This window comes from Limisphaera sp. 4302-co, assembly GCF_049537155.1.
GTDB lineage: Bacteria > Verrucomicrobiota > Verrucomicrobiia > Limisphaerales > Limisphaeraceae > Limisphaera.
Genome location: NZ_JBMVQZ010000009.1, coordinates 74380 through 89357, shown reverse-complemented (window position 1 = coordinate 89357; position 14978 = coordinate 74380). Strand labels below are relative to the sequence as shown.

Below are 14978 nucleotides of genomic sequence, written 5' to 3'. Positions count from 1 at the left end.
ACCCGCCAAAGGTGCACAGACCCGTCCCCCGAACCCACGGTCAGATTCGGCCTCAGACGCCGGACCCCGTGCCTTTGCCACATATATCCGGCCTTGGCGTCCACTTGCGCCCCGATGCACTGCTCCGATTCCGCAGGAAGGCTCGACGGACAAGCACGGTGCATCCACCAAAAACCCCGATGGAGCCCTGAGCAGCGGCCCGATTCAATCCGTCACGCTCCGATGTGGCCGGGGCATCGGACGAGACCCGGCTCGAACCTTGCGCGCTGGCAACTTGCCCGCGGGCGGCGGTGAAGTAGCATGCCTGCGTGCGAGTGTGGGCGTGGGTTCTCGCGCTGCTCGGATCGGCGGCGGCACCGGCGGTCGAAAAAACCGCACCCGCCGGAGACTCTTCCCCATGGGCGGCGCGGGTGTGGCAAACTGACGAGGGCCTTCCCGATAATACGGTTTACGGCGTGGTCCAGGACGAAACGGGCTATCTCTGGCTGGCCACGCACGGTGGGTTGGCCCGCTTCGACGGTGTCCGGTTCGAGGAGTTCTCGCTCACGCATCTGCCGGGCGTGCCGAATCGTGTGGCGCGGGCCCTGTACCGGGATCGGTTCGGGCGGCTGTGGCTCGGCATGGACCGCGGTCCGGTGGTTTGTGTGGATGGCCGTAGGGTTCGGGTTTACGGGGATCGGGACGGTTTGCCGGATTTGCGGATCGTGGGGTTTGCAGAGGAAACCTCCGGCGCAGTGTGGGTGGTCTACGCCAATGGAGGGTTGGCCCGGATCGAGGGGGAAAAAGTGGAACGCCATCCGGATCGGCCGGGCGCCGCCGGTGGCCGGGCGGTGCTGGCCACGGAGCCGAATGGCCGGCTCTGGTGCGCGCAGGGGAGTCGGGTGGGCGTGATGGAGCGGGGACAGTTTCAACCTCGGTTCGAGCTTGGCGAACCGGTGGAATGCATGGTGGCGGCCCGTACGGGCGGGCTGTGGCTGGGAACTGCCGGAGGACTCTACCGCCTCTCCACCTCGTCGCCGGTGCAGATGGTGTTTCGATGGCCTGCGACGGGCAGGTCCTGGACACCGCGATTGCTGTGGGAGGACCAGGCCGGCGGGGTTTGGGTCGGCACCGGCACCCACGGGTTGGGTCGTTACGCCTCCGGCCGCTGGGAATGGGTGAAGACGAGTCATCCGGAGATTCTGTGCCTGACGGAGGATCACGAGGGTAACCTGTGGGTGGGGACGGCCGGCGGGGGTTTGAACCGGCTGCGTCCGCGGAGGATCGAGCTGTGGAGCACGGAACGGGGCCTGCCTTTTGCCGCCGTGCGTTCGGTCTGCGAGGATGTGGAGGGCCGCTTGTGGGTGGTGACGATGGACGGGCAACTGGTGCGGGAGCAGGCGGCAGGGGGTTGGGAGGTCCTCACCCAGCAGCAGGATTGGCCCGGCGGCTCCGCCGTGTGTGTGGCATCCGATCCCGCAGGCGGGGTCTGGGTGGGCACGCGCGATCGGGGGGTGTATCTGTGGAAGGGGGAATGGACACGGATCCTCCGTCGCAGCGACGGGTTGGCGGACCCGGCCGTGCGTTCGCTTTGTGTGACCGGCCCGGGCGAGGTGTGGATCGCCGGCGGGGCGCGGCCGTGGATCCAATGCTGGAGGAACGGTCGCTGGGAGACGTTTGCGCTGCCGGCCGGCACACGTTCGATCCGGGCAATGACGGTGGACGCGGAGGGTCACGTGTGGGTGGGCACGGCCGACGGCTTGCTGCTGGAAATCGAGCACGAGCGGTTGCAAAACCGGACGGTGCGCGTGGAAGGGCGAACCCCCTCGATCCGGTGTTTGCATGCCACGCCGGATGGATCGGTGTGGGTGGGTTACGCAGGGTACGGGCTGGGATGGTGGCGCGGAGGCAGATGGGTCCGACTGACGACGGCGCACGGTCTGAGCGAGGATTACATCTCCCAAATCATGTCCGACGGTGAAGGGCGGCTGTGGTTCGGCGGCAATCGCGGCGTGTTTCAGGCCTCTCTGGCGGATCTGGCCGCTGCCGCGGCCGGCACCGGATATGTGCATTCGATCTCCTACGGCCGCAGCGAGGGGTTGCCGGCATTACCCGCCACCTATGACAGTGCACCGGGCGCCGTGCGCCGCCGGGACGGCCGGGTGGTAATGGCCACGCGATTGGGTCTGGTGGTGATTCATCCGGGAGCACTGGCCCGTGACGCGGCACCGCCGCCGGTGGTGCTCGAACGCGTGACGGTGGACGATCACACGCTGGCGCTGTACGACAGTGAGTTCCCGCTCCGGATCCACGAGGGGCCGCCTCCAAGCGATTTGCGCCGCTGGCAGGGCGAGCTGCGCCTGCCGCCGAGACCGCGCAAGGTGGAGTTCGCCTTCACGGCCCTGACCTATGCGGCTCCGGAGAACGTGCATTTCCGGTACCGCTTGGACGGCTTTGACGACGCGTGGGTGGAGGCCGGAACCAGGCGCGTCGCCGGTTACCCCCGGTTGCCGCCTGGACGGTACCGCTTCCGGATCGCAGCGGTCACGGCAGCCGGGGTGTGGAGCGAAAGCGAGGCGCAGCTGGCCTTCGTCGTGCGGCCCTTTGTCTGGCAGACGTGGTGGTTCCGGGCCGGCGCGATCGCGTTGGTCGCCCTGGGTCTGGCCGGCGCCGTGCGCTGGGTCTCCTTCCGCCGGTTGCGCCGGCGACTGCGCGAGTTGGAACAGCAAACGGCCCTGTTCCGCGAGCGGGCACGCATCGCCAAGGACATCCATGACGACGTGGGCGCGAGCCTGACCCGGATCGCGTTGTTGTGTGACCTGGCCCAACAGGGCCGGAGCGACGTCACCCAGGACGGTCCCCTGCTGGTCCGCATCGCAGCCACGGCGCGCCAGGTGGTCCGCTCGCTGGACGAGATCGTCTGGGCGGTGAACCCGCGCAACGACACGCTGGCCCAGATGATTGATTATGCCGGCCAGTACGCCGTGGACTACCTGCACGCGGCCGGTGTCCGGTGCCGGTTGGAGTTCCCGGAACCGACGCCGGAACGACCGATGCCTCCGGACCTGCGACATCATTGTTTCCTTGCCGTGAAGGAGGCGCTGCACAACGTCGTCAAACACGCGCGGGCGACCGAGGTGCAGCTCCGGGCCCGGGTGGAACCGGAAGGGCTGTACTGGGAGATCGAGGACAACGGCCGGGGTTTCGACGCGGCGCCGGCAGCTGCGGGCAGCGACGGTTTGCGGAACATGCGCCAGCGGATGGCCGAGGTCGGCGGTCGCTGCGAGATCCTCAGCAGACCGGGCCGGGGCACCACGGTTCGTCTCTTCGTGCCGTGGCGGGACGACCCGCGCTGAATCGAACGTTTGGCCGATGGCGGCGGGGACCGTGCCGGGACATGTTCGGTGAGGGGGAAACGGAGGAAGATGCCGATTCGCGTACTGATCGTCGAAGACAACGCCGGGATGCGGGAGAGCCTGTGCGCCCTGGTGACGCAGGCACCGCAACTGGTGTGCGCCGGCGCGCACGCCACGGGAGAGGAAGCCCTGCGGCATCTCGATCAAACACTGCCGGACGTCGTCCTGATGGACATCCACCTGCCCGGCATGAGCGGCATCGAATGCGTGGTGCGCATGAAACTGCGCCGGCCCGGGGTGCAGGTGCTCATGCTCACGATGTACGAGGACAGCGAACTCATTTTCGAGTCCCTCCGGGCCGGCGCCACCGGGTATTTGTTGAAGAATCAGCCCGCCTCCGAGCTGATCCAGGCGATCGAACAGGTGCATGCGGGCGGGGCGCCCATGTCCATGCGGATTGCCCGCAAGGTGGTGGCCTACTTCCAACAGATCCACCAGCCCCGCTCCGAGGTCGAACAGTTGACCAAGCGCGAGCAGGAGATCCTGGCCCTGCTGGCGCGCGGCTATTTGTACAAGGAAATCGCCGACCTGTTGGGCATCAGCCTCAGCACGGTGCGCACGCACCTCCACACGATCTACGAGAAGCTTCACGTCCAGTCGCGCACGGAGGCGGTGGTGAAATACCTGGGCGCGGATCGCCATGCCTGAGGCGCTCCCGCCGTGCGGAAGCAAGCGCCGGTGGTGCCCGCGCGCGGGCGGACGCTCTCAGTCCGCTTCGGGCAGGGCAAATGCCACGTAAGCGTCGCCGGCGGGTGTCCCCATTTTTCCACCGCCGCAGGCGATGACCACGAACTGGCGCCCGTTCACCTGGTACGTGGCAGGCGTGGCGTAGCCGCCCGCGGGCAGTCGCGTCTCCCACAACAGGCGCCCGTTGCGGCGGTCGAACGCACGGAACTTCTGGTCCCTCGTCGCGGCGATGAACAGCAGATCACCCGCGGTCACGAGAGGGCCGCCGTAGTTCTCGGTTCCCGTCGGTGGGACGCCTCGTGCGATCAGCTCCGGGTATTCACCCAGGGGGATCTGCCAGCGAAACTCGCCGGTGTTGAGGTCAATCGCGGTGAGCGTGCCCCACGGCGGTTTGATGGCGGGGTAACCGTCCGGATCGAGCCAACGGTGATAGCCGGTGGACACGAAAGGCACCCGTCCCAGCGCATGGACGGGGGTGGCGGACCGGCGGATGGGCGCGGGCGGGGAAGCGGCTTCCCCGGTGCCGAGCAGGTGATCCGCCAGCGCGGCCTTTTGTTCCGGTGTGAGGAAGGCGAAGGAAGGCATGCCGCCGCGGCCGGTCTCCAACAGTTGGAGGAAGCCGTGACGGTCCAGCTTGCGACCGATCTCGAGCAGCGGCGGCACCTCCTGGCCGTGGGCGGTCCGGCCCTTGCGATCCGTCCCGTGACAGGCCGCACAGATCTGCAGATAGAGCGAGGGCCCGTCCGGAACTGCACCGCTGCCCGGTGCGGGCACCTCCACCATGGTCAGGACCCAGGGCATCTCGTTGGCGTTTACATACAACACCCCTCCCGGGTCCACGGCTGCGCCACCCCATTCCGCCCCGCCGTCGAAACCGGGCAGGATGATGGTGCCCTCGCGACTCGGCGGTTGGAACGGCACGTGCGGCCGGAGCCGCGCAAACCGGTCCAGCACCGTACGGTGCGCGGCCGGCGAGCGGTCGGTGATCTCCGAGTAGGTGAACAACTGGCGGGCGAACGGAGCCGGGCGCAGCGGGAATGGTTGCGTGGGCCAGGCGGATTCACCCGGCAGATCACTCGCCGGCACGGGGCGTTCTTCCACGGGAAAGAGCGACCGGCCGGTGAGACGATCGAAAACGAAGACATGCCCCGACTTGGTGACCTGTGCCACCGCCTCGATCAGGCGCCCGTTCCGGCGGACGGTGCAGAGTGTGGGCGGGGCGGGCAGGTCGCGGTCCCACAGATCGTGATGCACGAACTGAAAATGCCAGAGCAGCCGACCGGTCCGCGCGTCAAGGGCGAGCAGGCAGTTGGCGTAGAGGTTCTCGCCGATTCGGTCGCCGCCCCAAAAGTCGTAGGTGGCGGATCCGGTGGGCACGAAGACGATGCCGCGGCGGCTGTCCACGGCCATGCCGGCCCAGCAATTCGCGCCCCCGACGTGACGCCACGCATCCGGCGGCCAGGTCTCGTGGCCCGGCTCGCCCGGTTGCGGAATGGTGTGAAACCGCCAAACCAACCGGCCGGTGCGCGCGTCATAGGCACGCACGTGCCCCGGCGCGGCCGGCTCGGGCCCCTCGCCCACTCTCACGGGCACGATGACGAGGTCCTCGTACAACGCGGGAGGCGAGGTTCCCGCCACGTAGAGGTTCCGCGCGTCCCGCCCCAGATCGTCACGCAGATCCACCCGGCCCTCGCGACCGAACTCCGGCACGAGCCGCCCCGTGCGCGCGTCCACGCACAACAACCAGGGGCCTGCGATGTAGAACAGCCGCGCGCGCGTGCCGTCTTTCCAGAGCGCCACGCCCCGGTTGATCCCGCCGTCGGTCCCGGGCAGACCCGCTGCCACGGGATCGAACCTCCACAGCTCCCGGCCGCTCGCCGCGTCCAGAGCAAAGAGTTTCAAACCCGGCGAGGTCCCGTACAGAACACCCTCCACCACCAGAGGATTGCACTGAATCTGCGAGGGCGGGTTCGTTCGAGCGTCACCGCTCCGGTACACCCACGCCACCTTCAACCGATGCACATTGTGCCGGTGAATCTGCCGCAACTCCGAATAATGCGATCGACCCGGATCTCCCAGATATTCGTCCCAATCCCGGCCCGCACCGCCAACCACGGCTTGTCCCGCCGCCTGGACCACCAGGAAGAGCCCGCAAACTCTCCGGAGTCGTTTCCCCAGCAGGCAGGCTCCACCCCTGCACCTGACCGCCCCTCTTTCGAACGATTGAGGACCTTCCATGGACGCTCGCAAGCCAACCACATGCCGCCCCGTCGGGATCCAACTGGCAACCGGCTCCCACACGCCTATGTCCCTGCTCCGCTTGCGTCAAGCCAAACACCACGGATCGCACCTTCCCCGCATTCCGGCCGGTGAGCACACGGAACCTCCGCCCTCGCCCCGGTCGCACTGATGCGAATCCCCGGCGGAAAGTTCGCGTGTAGACGCCCCCCGACGACCCCCTCGGCCCACTCCCTTGTTTCCACACCGACACAAAGCGCTGCACTCAGGCCCCTCCACCAGTCCCCGACCCCTCCCTTGCCGCGGGTTTCTCCCAACCGAACGGCGGCGCTCCGGTCGTACCGTGTCTCCCCGCACCCACCGCCCATCCGACTTCCCAGCCCCGCCCCGCCAAGCACCGGTGCCGCAGGGCCCACCGTCCGGACGGAGGCATTCACAGAGGAGCCGACCCCGGGGTCGTCCCACCCGCCGCCACCACGCCACCGCCCGCGCAGCCGTTTCGCAATCATCCACACAGGCCCCAAACCGGGAAAAAACACTCCGGAAGGCCGCCGCACCACGCGGACGCAGCATGCGTGGCCCACACGACGCGGCTCCTCTCGTGGATTCGGCCGCGGCCCACCGGGGCTCTGTCGTGCCGGGTCGGACCGGAGTGCGGTTCACGCGCAACTCACCGCACTCGTGCCCCGGATCAGGCGGGCGAGGAATCCGGGCAGACCCCGATTCCACCCGTGCGCGGGATTCACCGCCGGCCTGTTTCCCGCCCGCGCCGCCGCACGCCGTCCGTTCCGCGGTTCGCTCGCGACACGGACCCGCCGGGGCCGCACCGGGCGGGCGCGGCCAGCCGCACCGGTCGGGGTCTTGACGATATTTCGTCGTTTGGCAATATGTCGAAAAATGCACGAGTTCTTGAGCATCACCCGGGCACTGGCCGACCCCACACGCGTGCGGGCGCTCCTGGCGCTGCGCGAGGGCGAGCTGTGCGTGTGCCAGATCACCGAGTTGTTCGGACTCGCCCCCTCCACCATCTCCAAACACCTGGCCATCCTGCACCAGGCCGGCCTGGTCACCCAGCGCAGGGAGGGGCGCTGGATCTACTACGCGCTGCCGGGCCGCCACGCGCCCGCGGCCGTGCGCAAGGCACTGGACTGGGTCGTCATGACGCTCGGCCGCTCTCCCGAGGCCGTGGCCGACCGCAAACGCCTGGCGGCCATCCGCCGATGCGACCCATCCGACCTTTGCCGCAAACAACTCCGCGCATGAAACCGCTCGTTCTGATCCTCTGCACCGGCAACTCCTGTCGCAGTCACCTGGCCGAAGGCATCCTCCGCGCCGCCGCCGGCGATTTTCTCGAGGTGGCCAGCGCCGGCTCGAATCCGGCCGGCTACGTGCACCCGTTGGCCATCCAGGTCATGCGCGAAATCGGGATTGATATCTCCGGCCATCGCTCCAAGCACCTGAACGAGTTTCTCAACCGCCCCGTCGAAACCGTCATCACCGTTTGCGGCAACGCCGACCAGGCCTGCCCCACCTTTCCCGGGCAGGTCAATCGCCATCACTGGCCCTTCGACGACCCGGCCAAAGCCACGGGCACCGACGAGGAGAAACTCGCCGTGTTCCGTCGGGTGCGCGACGAAATCCGTCGGGTCTTCGAAGCATACGCCGCCGGTCGGCGCGACCAGCTCCGCGCCGGCCAAAAACCCGCGGGGAATCAGGCATGAAACCCGCGCGCCACTGCCACGAAGCGCAGACCGCCGGTCTGCCGCTGTGCGAAACGACCACCGTTAGCGAACTCACCAGCTTGAATCGCAAATTCAATCCATCCACTCCATGAACAACGAACTCCACGCTCAGGAAATCCGTGAACAGGTCCGCGCCGGCTACGGCGCCATCGCCCGGGAAGGCGACTCGTGTTGTGGTCCGGCCACCTCTTGTTGTGGCAATGCAGCGCCCGACACCCTGGCCGAGCGCATCGGCTATTCCGCCGATGAACTGGCTGCGCTGCCCGAAGGCGCGAACCTGGGCCTGTCCTGTGGCAATCCGAACGCTCTGGCGGCACTCAAGCCGGGTGAGGTCGTCCTGGACCTGGGCAGCGGCGCCGGCTTCGACGTCTTCATCGCCGGACGCAAGGTCGGCCCCACGGGCCGCGTCATCGGCGTGGACATGACGCCGGAAATGATCGCCAAAGCCCGGCGCAACGCCGCTGTGTACCGCCAGCAAACCGGGCTGGACAACGTCGAGTTCCGGCTCGGAGAAATCGAGCATTTGCCCGTGGCCGACGCCAGCGTGGACGTCGTGATCTCCAACTGTGTCATCAACCTTTCGCCCGACAAACCGCAGGTCTGGCGCGAGATTGTCCGCGTGCTCAAACCGGGCGGGCGTGTGGCCGTGTCCGATCTGGCGCTGCTGCAGCCGCTGCCGCCGGCCATTGTCGAAAGCGTGCAAGCGCTGGTTGGCTGCATCGCCGGCGCGGTGTTGGTGAGCGAAACCGAGCGCATGGCGCGCGAGGCCGGCCTGGTGGACATTGTGCTGACACCGCGCTCGGATTACGTGGACAGCATGGCCGACTGGCAAGACCCGCTTTACCGCGAAATCCTCGCCCACCTGCCGCCCGGCACGAAGCCCGGCGACTTCATCACTAGCCTCGAAATCACCGCGCGCAAACCGGCCGTATCCGGCCGTGGCAACGACCCGGCGTAATCCCCCACGAATCACAGTCCACACACGACTCCCCATGAGCACCGCCGTAGGAACGGGCAACCGAACAACGATGACGCAGACCTTACCACCCAAGCGGCTGAACTTCTTCGAGCGTTACCTGTCAATCTGGGTGCTGATCTGCATGGTCGTGGGCGTGGCCCTCGGCAAACTGATGCCGGGCACGGTCGCCGCCCTGAGCCGGCTCGAATTCGGCCAAGGCTCGCAGGTGAACATCCCCATCGCCGTGCTCATCTGGCTGATGATCTACCCGATGATGCTCAAGATTGACTTCGGCTCGCTGGTGGGCGTGACCAAACGCCCCAAGGGCCTGCTGATCACCCTGTTCGTCAACTGGCTGGTCAAGCCCTTCAGCATGGCCTTCTTCGCCTGGGTCTTCCTTCAACACGTCTTTGCCCCGTGGATTGACCCCGAGACCGCCCGCAACTACACCGCCGGCCTCATCATCCTGGCCGCCGCGCCCTGCACCGCCATGGTGTTCGTCTGGAGCTACCTCACCGATGGCGACCCGGCCTACACGCTGGTGCAAGTGGCGCTCAACGACCTGATCATGCTCTTCGCCTTTGCGCCCATCGTGATGTTCCTGTGCGGCGTGGCCAACGTGGTCGTGCCCAGCAAAGTGCTCATCACCTCGGTCGTCGTGTTCATCGTCATCCCGCTGGCGGCAGGGTACCTGACGCGCACGCTGCTGCTGAAGTCGCACGGCCGGGAATGGTTTGAAAAGAATTTCCTGCCGAAATTCCATCCCGTCACCGTGGTGGCGTTGCTGGCCACGCTGGTGCTGATCTTCGCCTTCCAGGCGGAGAATCTGACGACCAAGTGGTTCGCCGTCGTCCTGCTGGCCGTGCCGATTCTGGTGCAGGTCTATTTCAATTCGAGCCTGGCCTACGGCTTGATGTGGCTGTTCAAAGTGCCCCACAACGTGGCCTCACCCGGCGCGCTGATCGGCGCCAGCAACTTCTTCGAACTGGCGGTGGCCGTGGCCATCACGCTGTTCGGCCCGGGTTCGCCCGCAGCGCTGGCCTGCGTGGTCGGCGTGCTGGTCGAAGTGCCGGTGATGCTCTCGGTCTGCAAGCTCTGCAACGCCACGCGCGCGTGGTATCAGCGCGGCTTGGAAGCAGGGGCTTGAACCCAGGGTTGAGCGTATAGCCGGTCGTGATCCCGCGGTGGAGAACGAGATCCGTAGAGCTGGTTGATTTGGCCGCCTCCCACTCTGCGGGCCAACCCGCGGGTGTGCTGCGCTCCTGCCCACCGCGATGATCGCGACCACGCGATGCTGCCTGTGGGTCTCGTTCCCCACGGTCTGTTGAGCCAACGCGCAGCGGCAGACAACGCCCGTGGCCTTCAAGCTGGCGTTCCCCATCAGAAACGTGTGGAGATCCCGAGGGCAATGGCGTTGCACCTGAAGGTGCGATCCGCTAACCTGTCACACGGCAATGGAGTTTGCCGCCCCTTCGGGGAAACCGTCCTGGGACACCGGACTGATGACTCCTACCGCCCGCAACAAGTGACACGGCAGCGAGTCATGCAACCATGTTCCGCGCACGGGCTGAAGGGTTGTCCTCCCGCGTTCCCTCCAACCGCGGAATGGGCCGGCTTGAAGCGCCCGGATGCAGCCGCCGCGGGTTGCGCACCTTGGCCGGACGCGCAGCAGGGCGGACAACGAAGGCCGCGAATTGTTCCCTTTACGCCCCGGCCTTCACCCGTTGCTTTCAGCGATACCTTTGACCTTTCCCCACCCGATGAAACCTGAAGCGTTTCCGCCCCTGAACGAGGCCCAGGCACGCCACGTGCGCGTCACGCTGGCGACCTTGGAAAAACTGTTGGCCGAGTTGCGAACCCACCTCCAACACCCACCGCAAAATCTGCGCCTGACCCGTTACGAGGAGTGCTTCGATCCGCGCGAGGCCGCCAGTCTGATGCCAGAGGTGAGCGAGGTGGAAGCGAGGGTTTGGCGGCTGGCGGATGCGCTGGCCCTGCCGGCCGCCAATGAATCGGTGCGCCGCTCTCTGGTGGTGGGCCTGGAGCTGGCCGCCATCGGTCTGGAGGAATGTCGCCCGGAGCACGGCTTACGGGGCTACGGCGACGTGCCGACGGAAACAGCGGATTATCTCGAGCGCGAAATCGCGGTGCTGGAGGAAGCCATCCACCGCCTGATCGCGAGGCTGCAAAGCCCTCCTTGCCCATGAATCAGCCTGAAACCATGCTGAATGTTTTGGCTCCCTTGGTGGCTGAATGGCGTCTCGGCCACCTGGCGGCGCGGGTGGAATCCTGCCGGCGGCTGATGCAAAGCCGCGGATCTCTGGAGGTGGCCGTTTTGGGCCGTTTCAAAGCCGGGAAAAGCTCGTTTCTCAACGACCTGATCGGCAGAGCGGTCCTGCCGGTCGGGGTGATCCCACTCACCGCCGTGATCACCCGGCTGCGAGCGGGCGAGCAGGACCGCGCCGAGGTGCAATTCTTGGATGGGACGCGAAGGGAAATTCCGGTGACCGACCTCGCGCTGTATGTCACCGAGAAAGAAAATCCGGAAAACCGGCGCCAGGTTGCGCAGGTGGAAGTGGCGCTGCCCGAACTGAAGCCCCTTGCCCCGCTCACCTTCGTGGACACGCCAGGTCTCGGCAGCGCTCTGGAACACAACACCGAGGTCGCCTGGAATTGGTTGCCGCAAGCCGCCGCGGCGCTGGTGGCGATCAGCTCCGATGCGCCGCTCTCGGAGCGCGATCTGAATCTGCTGGCGGAGTTGCGCCGTCAAACCCCTCGCGTGGCGCTGTTACTCACCAAGGCCGATCTGCTGACCGAAACCCAACGAACCGAGGTGCGGTCTTTCGTCACATCCCAATTGCACCATAGAGGGCTGAGCGACCTCGCCGTCTTCTTTTATTCCGTCCGACCCGAACTGGCCGCACTGAAAAGCCTCCTGCGGACCGAACTGCTCGAGCCCTTGCGACAGCACGCCACCGAAGCAGGCCGGGAGATCCTGCTCCATAAATTGGAGGAACTGCGGATGCAACTGCTGCAACATCTCCAGGTGGCCCTGGCCGCAGCCGCCCAAACCGAATCGGCACGTGAGGCCTTGCGGCAGCGTCTGGCCGAGGAACGTTCCCGCTTCGACCTGCTGCGAGCCGAACTGAGCCTGCTCCCGCACGACGCCGCCGCCCGGGCGCTGGACGATTATCTCCTCAAGCTGCAGCCCACGCAGGCCGCCCTTCAGGCCCGAGTGACATCCGAACTTCATCAACGGATGCTCGAGTGGCGTCTGCCCCTGCCGCGCATCCTCGAGACCTGGCGCGCGTGGCTGCATGACTGGCTGCGGCATGAATTGAGCGAGATTTCCCAAGACCAGGCGGACCTGTTTCTCGAGCCGTTGGAACGAACCCGCACGCATCTGCACCGCACCCTGCAAGCCTTCCACGACCGGTTGTCCGGGCACGTCCGCTCCGCCCTGGGTGTCTCGCTGGCGCCGCGCGAGTTCACTCTACAGCTTGCCCCACCCGAAGCGCCGCCGGTGGACGTGGCCTGGGCCACGGAGGTGATGTTCAGCACCCTGGCCTGGCTGATCCCGACGCGCCTCTTTCGGAGGCCAATCGAACACGTCCTTGCGCGCAAGGCCCGTTACGAGGTCGCAAAAAACATCTCGCGCCTGGCCGCGGCGTGGCGTGACCGGATTCAAGCCGCCCTGACCCGGCTCTCACGCGAGGCAGAGGCCGCTGCCCGCGCTGAACTGAACGACCTGGAACGACTGCTCGCGCAAACCCCTTCCGACCTGCCGGGCCTGAAGGAACAAATGCGGCGGCTCGAGGCCTTCACCCGATGCTGCCAAGAACCGGCGGTATGCCCGCAAGAAACTGCATCCCGGTGACTGCCCAACAGGTCATCGTGGCACGGGAATGAGCCCCGGCCATTTCCCGAACCGAAACGGCGTCGGCTCATTGCACGACGATTTGAAGCCGCAACCGAGCCGGACCAAGATCAAGTGCGCCCTTCGATCACAAGGGGCAGCGGGTGCGGCGGTGGTCATTGGCGGACTTTCTTGACGGCCAGGGAACGAACGGCCGCTTTGAACAGGTCGGCAATGGAGTTTGCCGTCTCCGCCACGAGCGGCGGAGAGAACCGCCTGAACCGGGTTCAGCGCTGATGACTCCTGCCAAAACCGCTTTTGGCGGGAGTTTGTGTTTATGCTGGAAAACATCTGGTTCATCGCGGCCATCTGGATCGGCCTGGCACTGCTGGCCAGCCTCATCTCAATACGGCTGGGCATCTCGGTTGCCCTCATCGAAATCCTCGTCGGCGTCGCCGCCGGTAACCTCCACTTTGGCGACGGCCATTCACTGCTCCGCTCGACCGACTGGACCAACTTCCTGGCCATGCTCGGCAGCGGGGTGCTGACGTTTCTGGCCGGGGCGGAGATTGATCCGGTGGCGTTGCGGGCCAACTTGCGGCCCAGCCTGGCCATCGGCACGGCGGCGTTTCTGCTGCCCTTTGGCGGCGTGTGGGCCTTCACGCAACTGGCGCTCGGTTGGCCGATGCCCCAGGCCCAAATCGCCGGCATCGCGCTCTCGACCACTTCCGTGGCCGTCGTTGATGCAGTGATGATCGAAACCGGGCAGAGCGAAACCGCGTTGGGCAGGATGATCCTGGCCGCCTGTTTCATCAACGACCTCGGCACGGTGGTCGCCCTGGGCCTGATCTTCGCCAACTTCAACCTCTGGCTGCTGGTGTTTGTCGTGGTCACCGCCCTGGCGCTCTGGCTGATGCCGCGCTGGATGCACCGGATCGTGGCCCGGTTCGGGGCAACGCGCGTGAGCGAGCCGGAAATCAAGTTCATCTTCTTCGTGCTGTTCTTCCTGGGCGGGCTGGCGTCCACGGCCAAAAGCGAGGCGGTGTTGCCGGCCTATCTGCTCGGGCTGGTGCTGGCCGGGGTGTTTCTGCGGGACAAGACGCTGGTGCATCGGATGCGCTCGATTGCCTTTGCCATGTTCACGCCGTTTTACTTCATCCGGGCCGGCTCGTTTGTGGCGTTGCCCGCGCTCTGGACAGCCCTGGGCGTCATCGGCCTGTTGCTGGCGCTGAAAATGATCACCAAATTCATCGGCGTGCTGCCGCTCTCGCGCCTGTTCCACCTGCGCGCGCGTGAGGCCAACTACACCACGCTGCTCATGTCCACCGGCCTGACCTTCGGCACAATCTCGGCCCTGTTCGGCCTGCAAAACCGGATCATTGACCAGCGGCAGTATTCCATCCTGGTCACCGTCGTCATCCTGAGCGCGATTGTCCCGACGGTGATCGCGCAGAAGTTTTTCGAGCCAACCTTGGAGCAAATGAACGCCTGGGGACAGCGGCATCGAGGGCCGGGCCGGGGTCGGCCCGACTCCGCAGTTCAACCCGCAGAGAAGTGAGGCAACCATGTTCACGAAAATCCTCGTCGGCTACGACGGTTCGAAAGGCGGCAAAGCGGCGCTCCAGCGCGCGGCCGTCATGGCGAAACAATCCGGCGCACAGCTCACGGCCCTTTGGGTGCGCGAGCCTTTGTCGCGTTACACCGACCTGCCCGGCGAACCCGAGGGCGAAGCCGATGCGGCGGACGAATACTTCCGCGAACGCCAGCGGGAGGTTGCCGACGTGGCCGCCCAACACGGCATCACCATCCGGTGCGAGACGCGCCACGGCCATCCGGCCAAAATCATCGTCAACTTCGCCAAAGAGGGCGGTTACGACCTGATCGTCGTGGGCCACAGCGATCATTCGGAACTGTGGGGGCGGCTGTTGGGCGACACCACCGACCGCATCAGCGACCACGCCCATTGCAGCGTGTTGATCGTCAAGAGCTGACACGCGCCAACCCCGGTATGCGCGCGGCAAGGCTGCGTCAGGCCAGTGTATCCGCCGACGCGCTTGCGCCCAACGAAAGTGCGTTGTTCCAAAAAACCGCAGACCATATCC

The 14978-nt window shown here is 66.3% G+C and carries 11 protein-coding genes and 2 riboswitches; of the genes, 10 read left to right on the top strand and 1 reads right to left on the bottom strand.

What is annotated here, in order from left to right; genetic code table 11:
• Nucleotides 1-308: 308 nt before the first annotated feature.
• A complete protein-coding gene (locus ACPDIX_RS10290; RefSeq protein WP_423431709.1) occupies nucleotides 309-3335 on the top strand; it encodes a sensor histidine kinase in 3027 nt (1008 codons plus the stop codon).
• Between the two features lie 69 nt (nucleotides 3336-3404).
• A complete protein-coding gene (locus ACPDIX_RS10285) occupies nucleotides 3405-4043 on the top strand; it encodes a response regulator (protein ID WP_423431708.1) in 639 nt (212 codons plus the stop codon).
• Nucleotides 4044-4100: 57 nt separating this feature from the next.
• Here the strand turns inward: ACPDIX_RS10285 and ACPDIX_RS10280 are convergent, their stop codons facing one another.
• Nucleotides 4101-6320, bottom strand: a complete 2220-nt coding sequence (locus ACPDIX_RS10280) for a PQQ-binding-like beta-propeller repeat protein (RefSeq protein ID WP_423431707.1) — start codon at nucleotides 6318-6320, stop codon at nucleotides 4101-4103.
• 897 nt (nucleotides 6321-7217) lie between these two features.
• Here ACPDIX_RS10280 and ACPDIX_RS10275 point away from each other — a divergent pair.
• From ACPDIX_RS10275 to ACPDIX_RS10240, 8 genes are all read left to right on the top strand, one after another.
• Complete coding sequence (locus tag ACPDIX_RS10275) at nucleotides 7218-7583, top strand: ArsR/SmtB family transcription factor (protein WP_423431706.1); 366 nt, start codon at nucleotides 7218-7220, stop codon at nucleotides 7581-7583.
• Nucleotides 7580-8041, top strand: coding sequence for an arsenate reductase ArsC (locus ACPDIX_RS10270; RefSeq protein ID WP_423431705.1), 462 nt, complete (start codon nucleotides 7580-7582; stop codon nucleotides 8039-8041). The genes ACPDIX_RS10275 and ACPDIX_RS10270 overlap by 4 nt, the downstream gene beginning before the upstream one ends.
• Before the next feature lie 109 nt (nucleotides 8042-8150).
• Nucleotides 8151-9020: an arsenite methyltransferase gene (locus ACPDIX_RS10265; RefSeq protein WP_423431704.1), complete on the top strand. Its 870-nt coding sequence runs from the start codon at nucleotides 8151-8153 to the stop codon at nucleotides 9018-9020.
• Between the two features lie 70 nt (nucleotides 9021-9090).
• Nucleotides 9091-10167 carry an ACR3 family arsenite efflux transporter gene (arsB, locus tag ACPDIX_RS10260; protein WP_423431703.1) on the top strand — a complete coding sequence of 359 codons (1077 nt, stop codon included), beginning with the start codon at nucleotides 9091-9093 and terminating at the stop codon, nucleotides 10165-10167.
• A 294-nt stretch (nucleotides 10168-10461) separates the two neighbouring features.
• Nucleotides 10462-10539, top strand: a riboswitch (Fluoride riboswitch).
• A 241-nt stretch (nucleotides 10540-10780) separates the two neighbouring features.
• Nucleotides 10781-11227, top strand: a complete 447-nt coding sequence (locus tag ACPDIX_RS10255) for a hypothetical protein (protein WP_423431702.1) — start codon at nucleotides 10781-10783, stop codon at nucleotides 11225-11227.
• A 14-nt stretch (nucleotides 11228-11241) separates the two neighbouring features.
• Entirely contained in the window at nucleotides 11242-12897 is a 1656-nt protein-coding gene (locus ACPDIX_RS10250) for a dynamin family protein (protein WP_423431701.1), read from the top strand.
• Between the two features lie 200 nt (nucleotides 12898-13097).
• Nucleotides 13098-13189: riboswitch (Fluoride riboswitch) on the top strand.
• A 24-nt stretch (nucleotides 13190-13213) separates the two neighbouring features.
• Nucleotides 13214-14434, top strand: coding sequence for a cation:proton antiporter (locus ACPDIX_RS10245; RefSeq protein ID WP_423431700.1), 1221 nt, complete (start codon nucleotides 13214-13216; stop codon nucleotides 14432-14434).
• A gap of 7 nt (nucleotides 14435-14441) precedes the next feature.
• The gene (locus ACPDIX_RS10240) at nucleotides 14442-14867 is read left to right on the top strand and encodes a universal stress protein (protein WP_423431699.1); all 426 of its coding nucleotides are present in this window, start codon (nucleotides 14442-14444) and stop codon (nucleotides 14865-14867) included.
• The last annotated feature ends 111 nt before the right edge of the window (nucleotides 14868-14978 follow it).

Coding starts and splice junctions, on each gene's coding strand:
- ACPDIX_RS10245 (WP_423431700.1), top strand. CDS start 13,214: ATGCTGGAAAACATCTGGTTCATCGCGGCCATCTGGATCGGCCTGGCA.
- ACPDIX_RS10240 (WP_423431699.1), top strand. CDS start 14,442: ATGTTCACGAAAATCCTCGTCGGCTACGACGGTTCGAAAGGCGGCAAA.
- arsB (WP_423431703.1), top strand. CDS start 9,091: ATGACGCAGACCTTACCACCCAAGCGGCTGAACTTCTTCGAGCGTTAC.
- ACPDIX_RS10275 (WP_423431706.1), top strand. CDS start 7,218: ATGCACGAGTTCTTGAGCATCACCCGGGCACTGGCCGACCCCACACGC.
- ACPDIX_RS10250 (WP_423431701.1), top strand. CDS start 11,242: ATGCTGAATGTTTTGGCTCCCTTGGTGGCTGAATGGCGTCTCGGCCAC.
- ACPDIX_RS10270 (WP_423431705.1), top strand. CDS start 7,580: ATGAAACCGCTCGTTCTGATCCTCTGCACCGGCAACTCCTGTCGCAGT.
- ACPDIX_RS10255 (WP_423431702.1), top strand. CDS start 10,781: ATGAAACCTGAAGCGTTTCCGCCCCTGAACGAGGCCCAGGCACGCCAC.
- ACPDIX_RS10280 (WP_423431707.1), bottom strand. CDS start 6,320: ATGGAAGGTCCTCAATCGTTCGAAAGAGGGGCGGTCAGGTGCAGGGGT.
- ACPDIX_RS10285 (WP_423431708.1), top strand. CDS start 3,405: ATGCCGATTCGCGTACTGATCGTCGAAGACAACGCCGGGATGCGGGAG.
- ACPDIX_RS10265 (WP_423431704.1), top strand. CDS start 8,151: ATGAACAACGAACTCCACGCTCAGGAAATCCGTGAACAGGTCCGCGCC.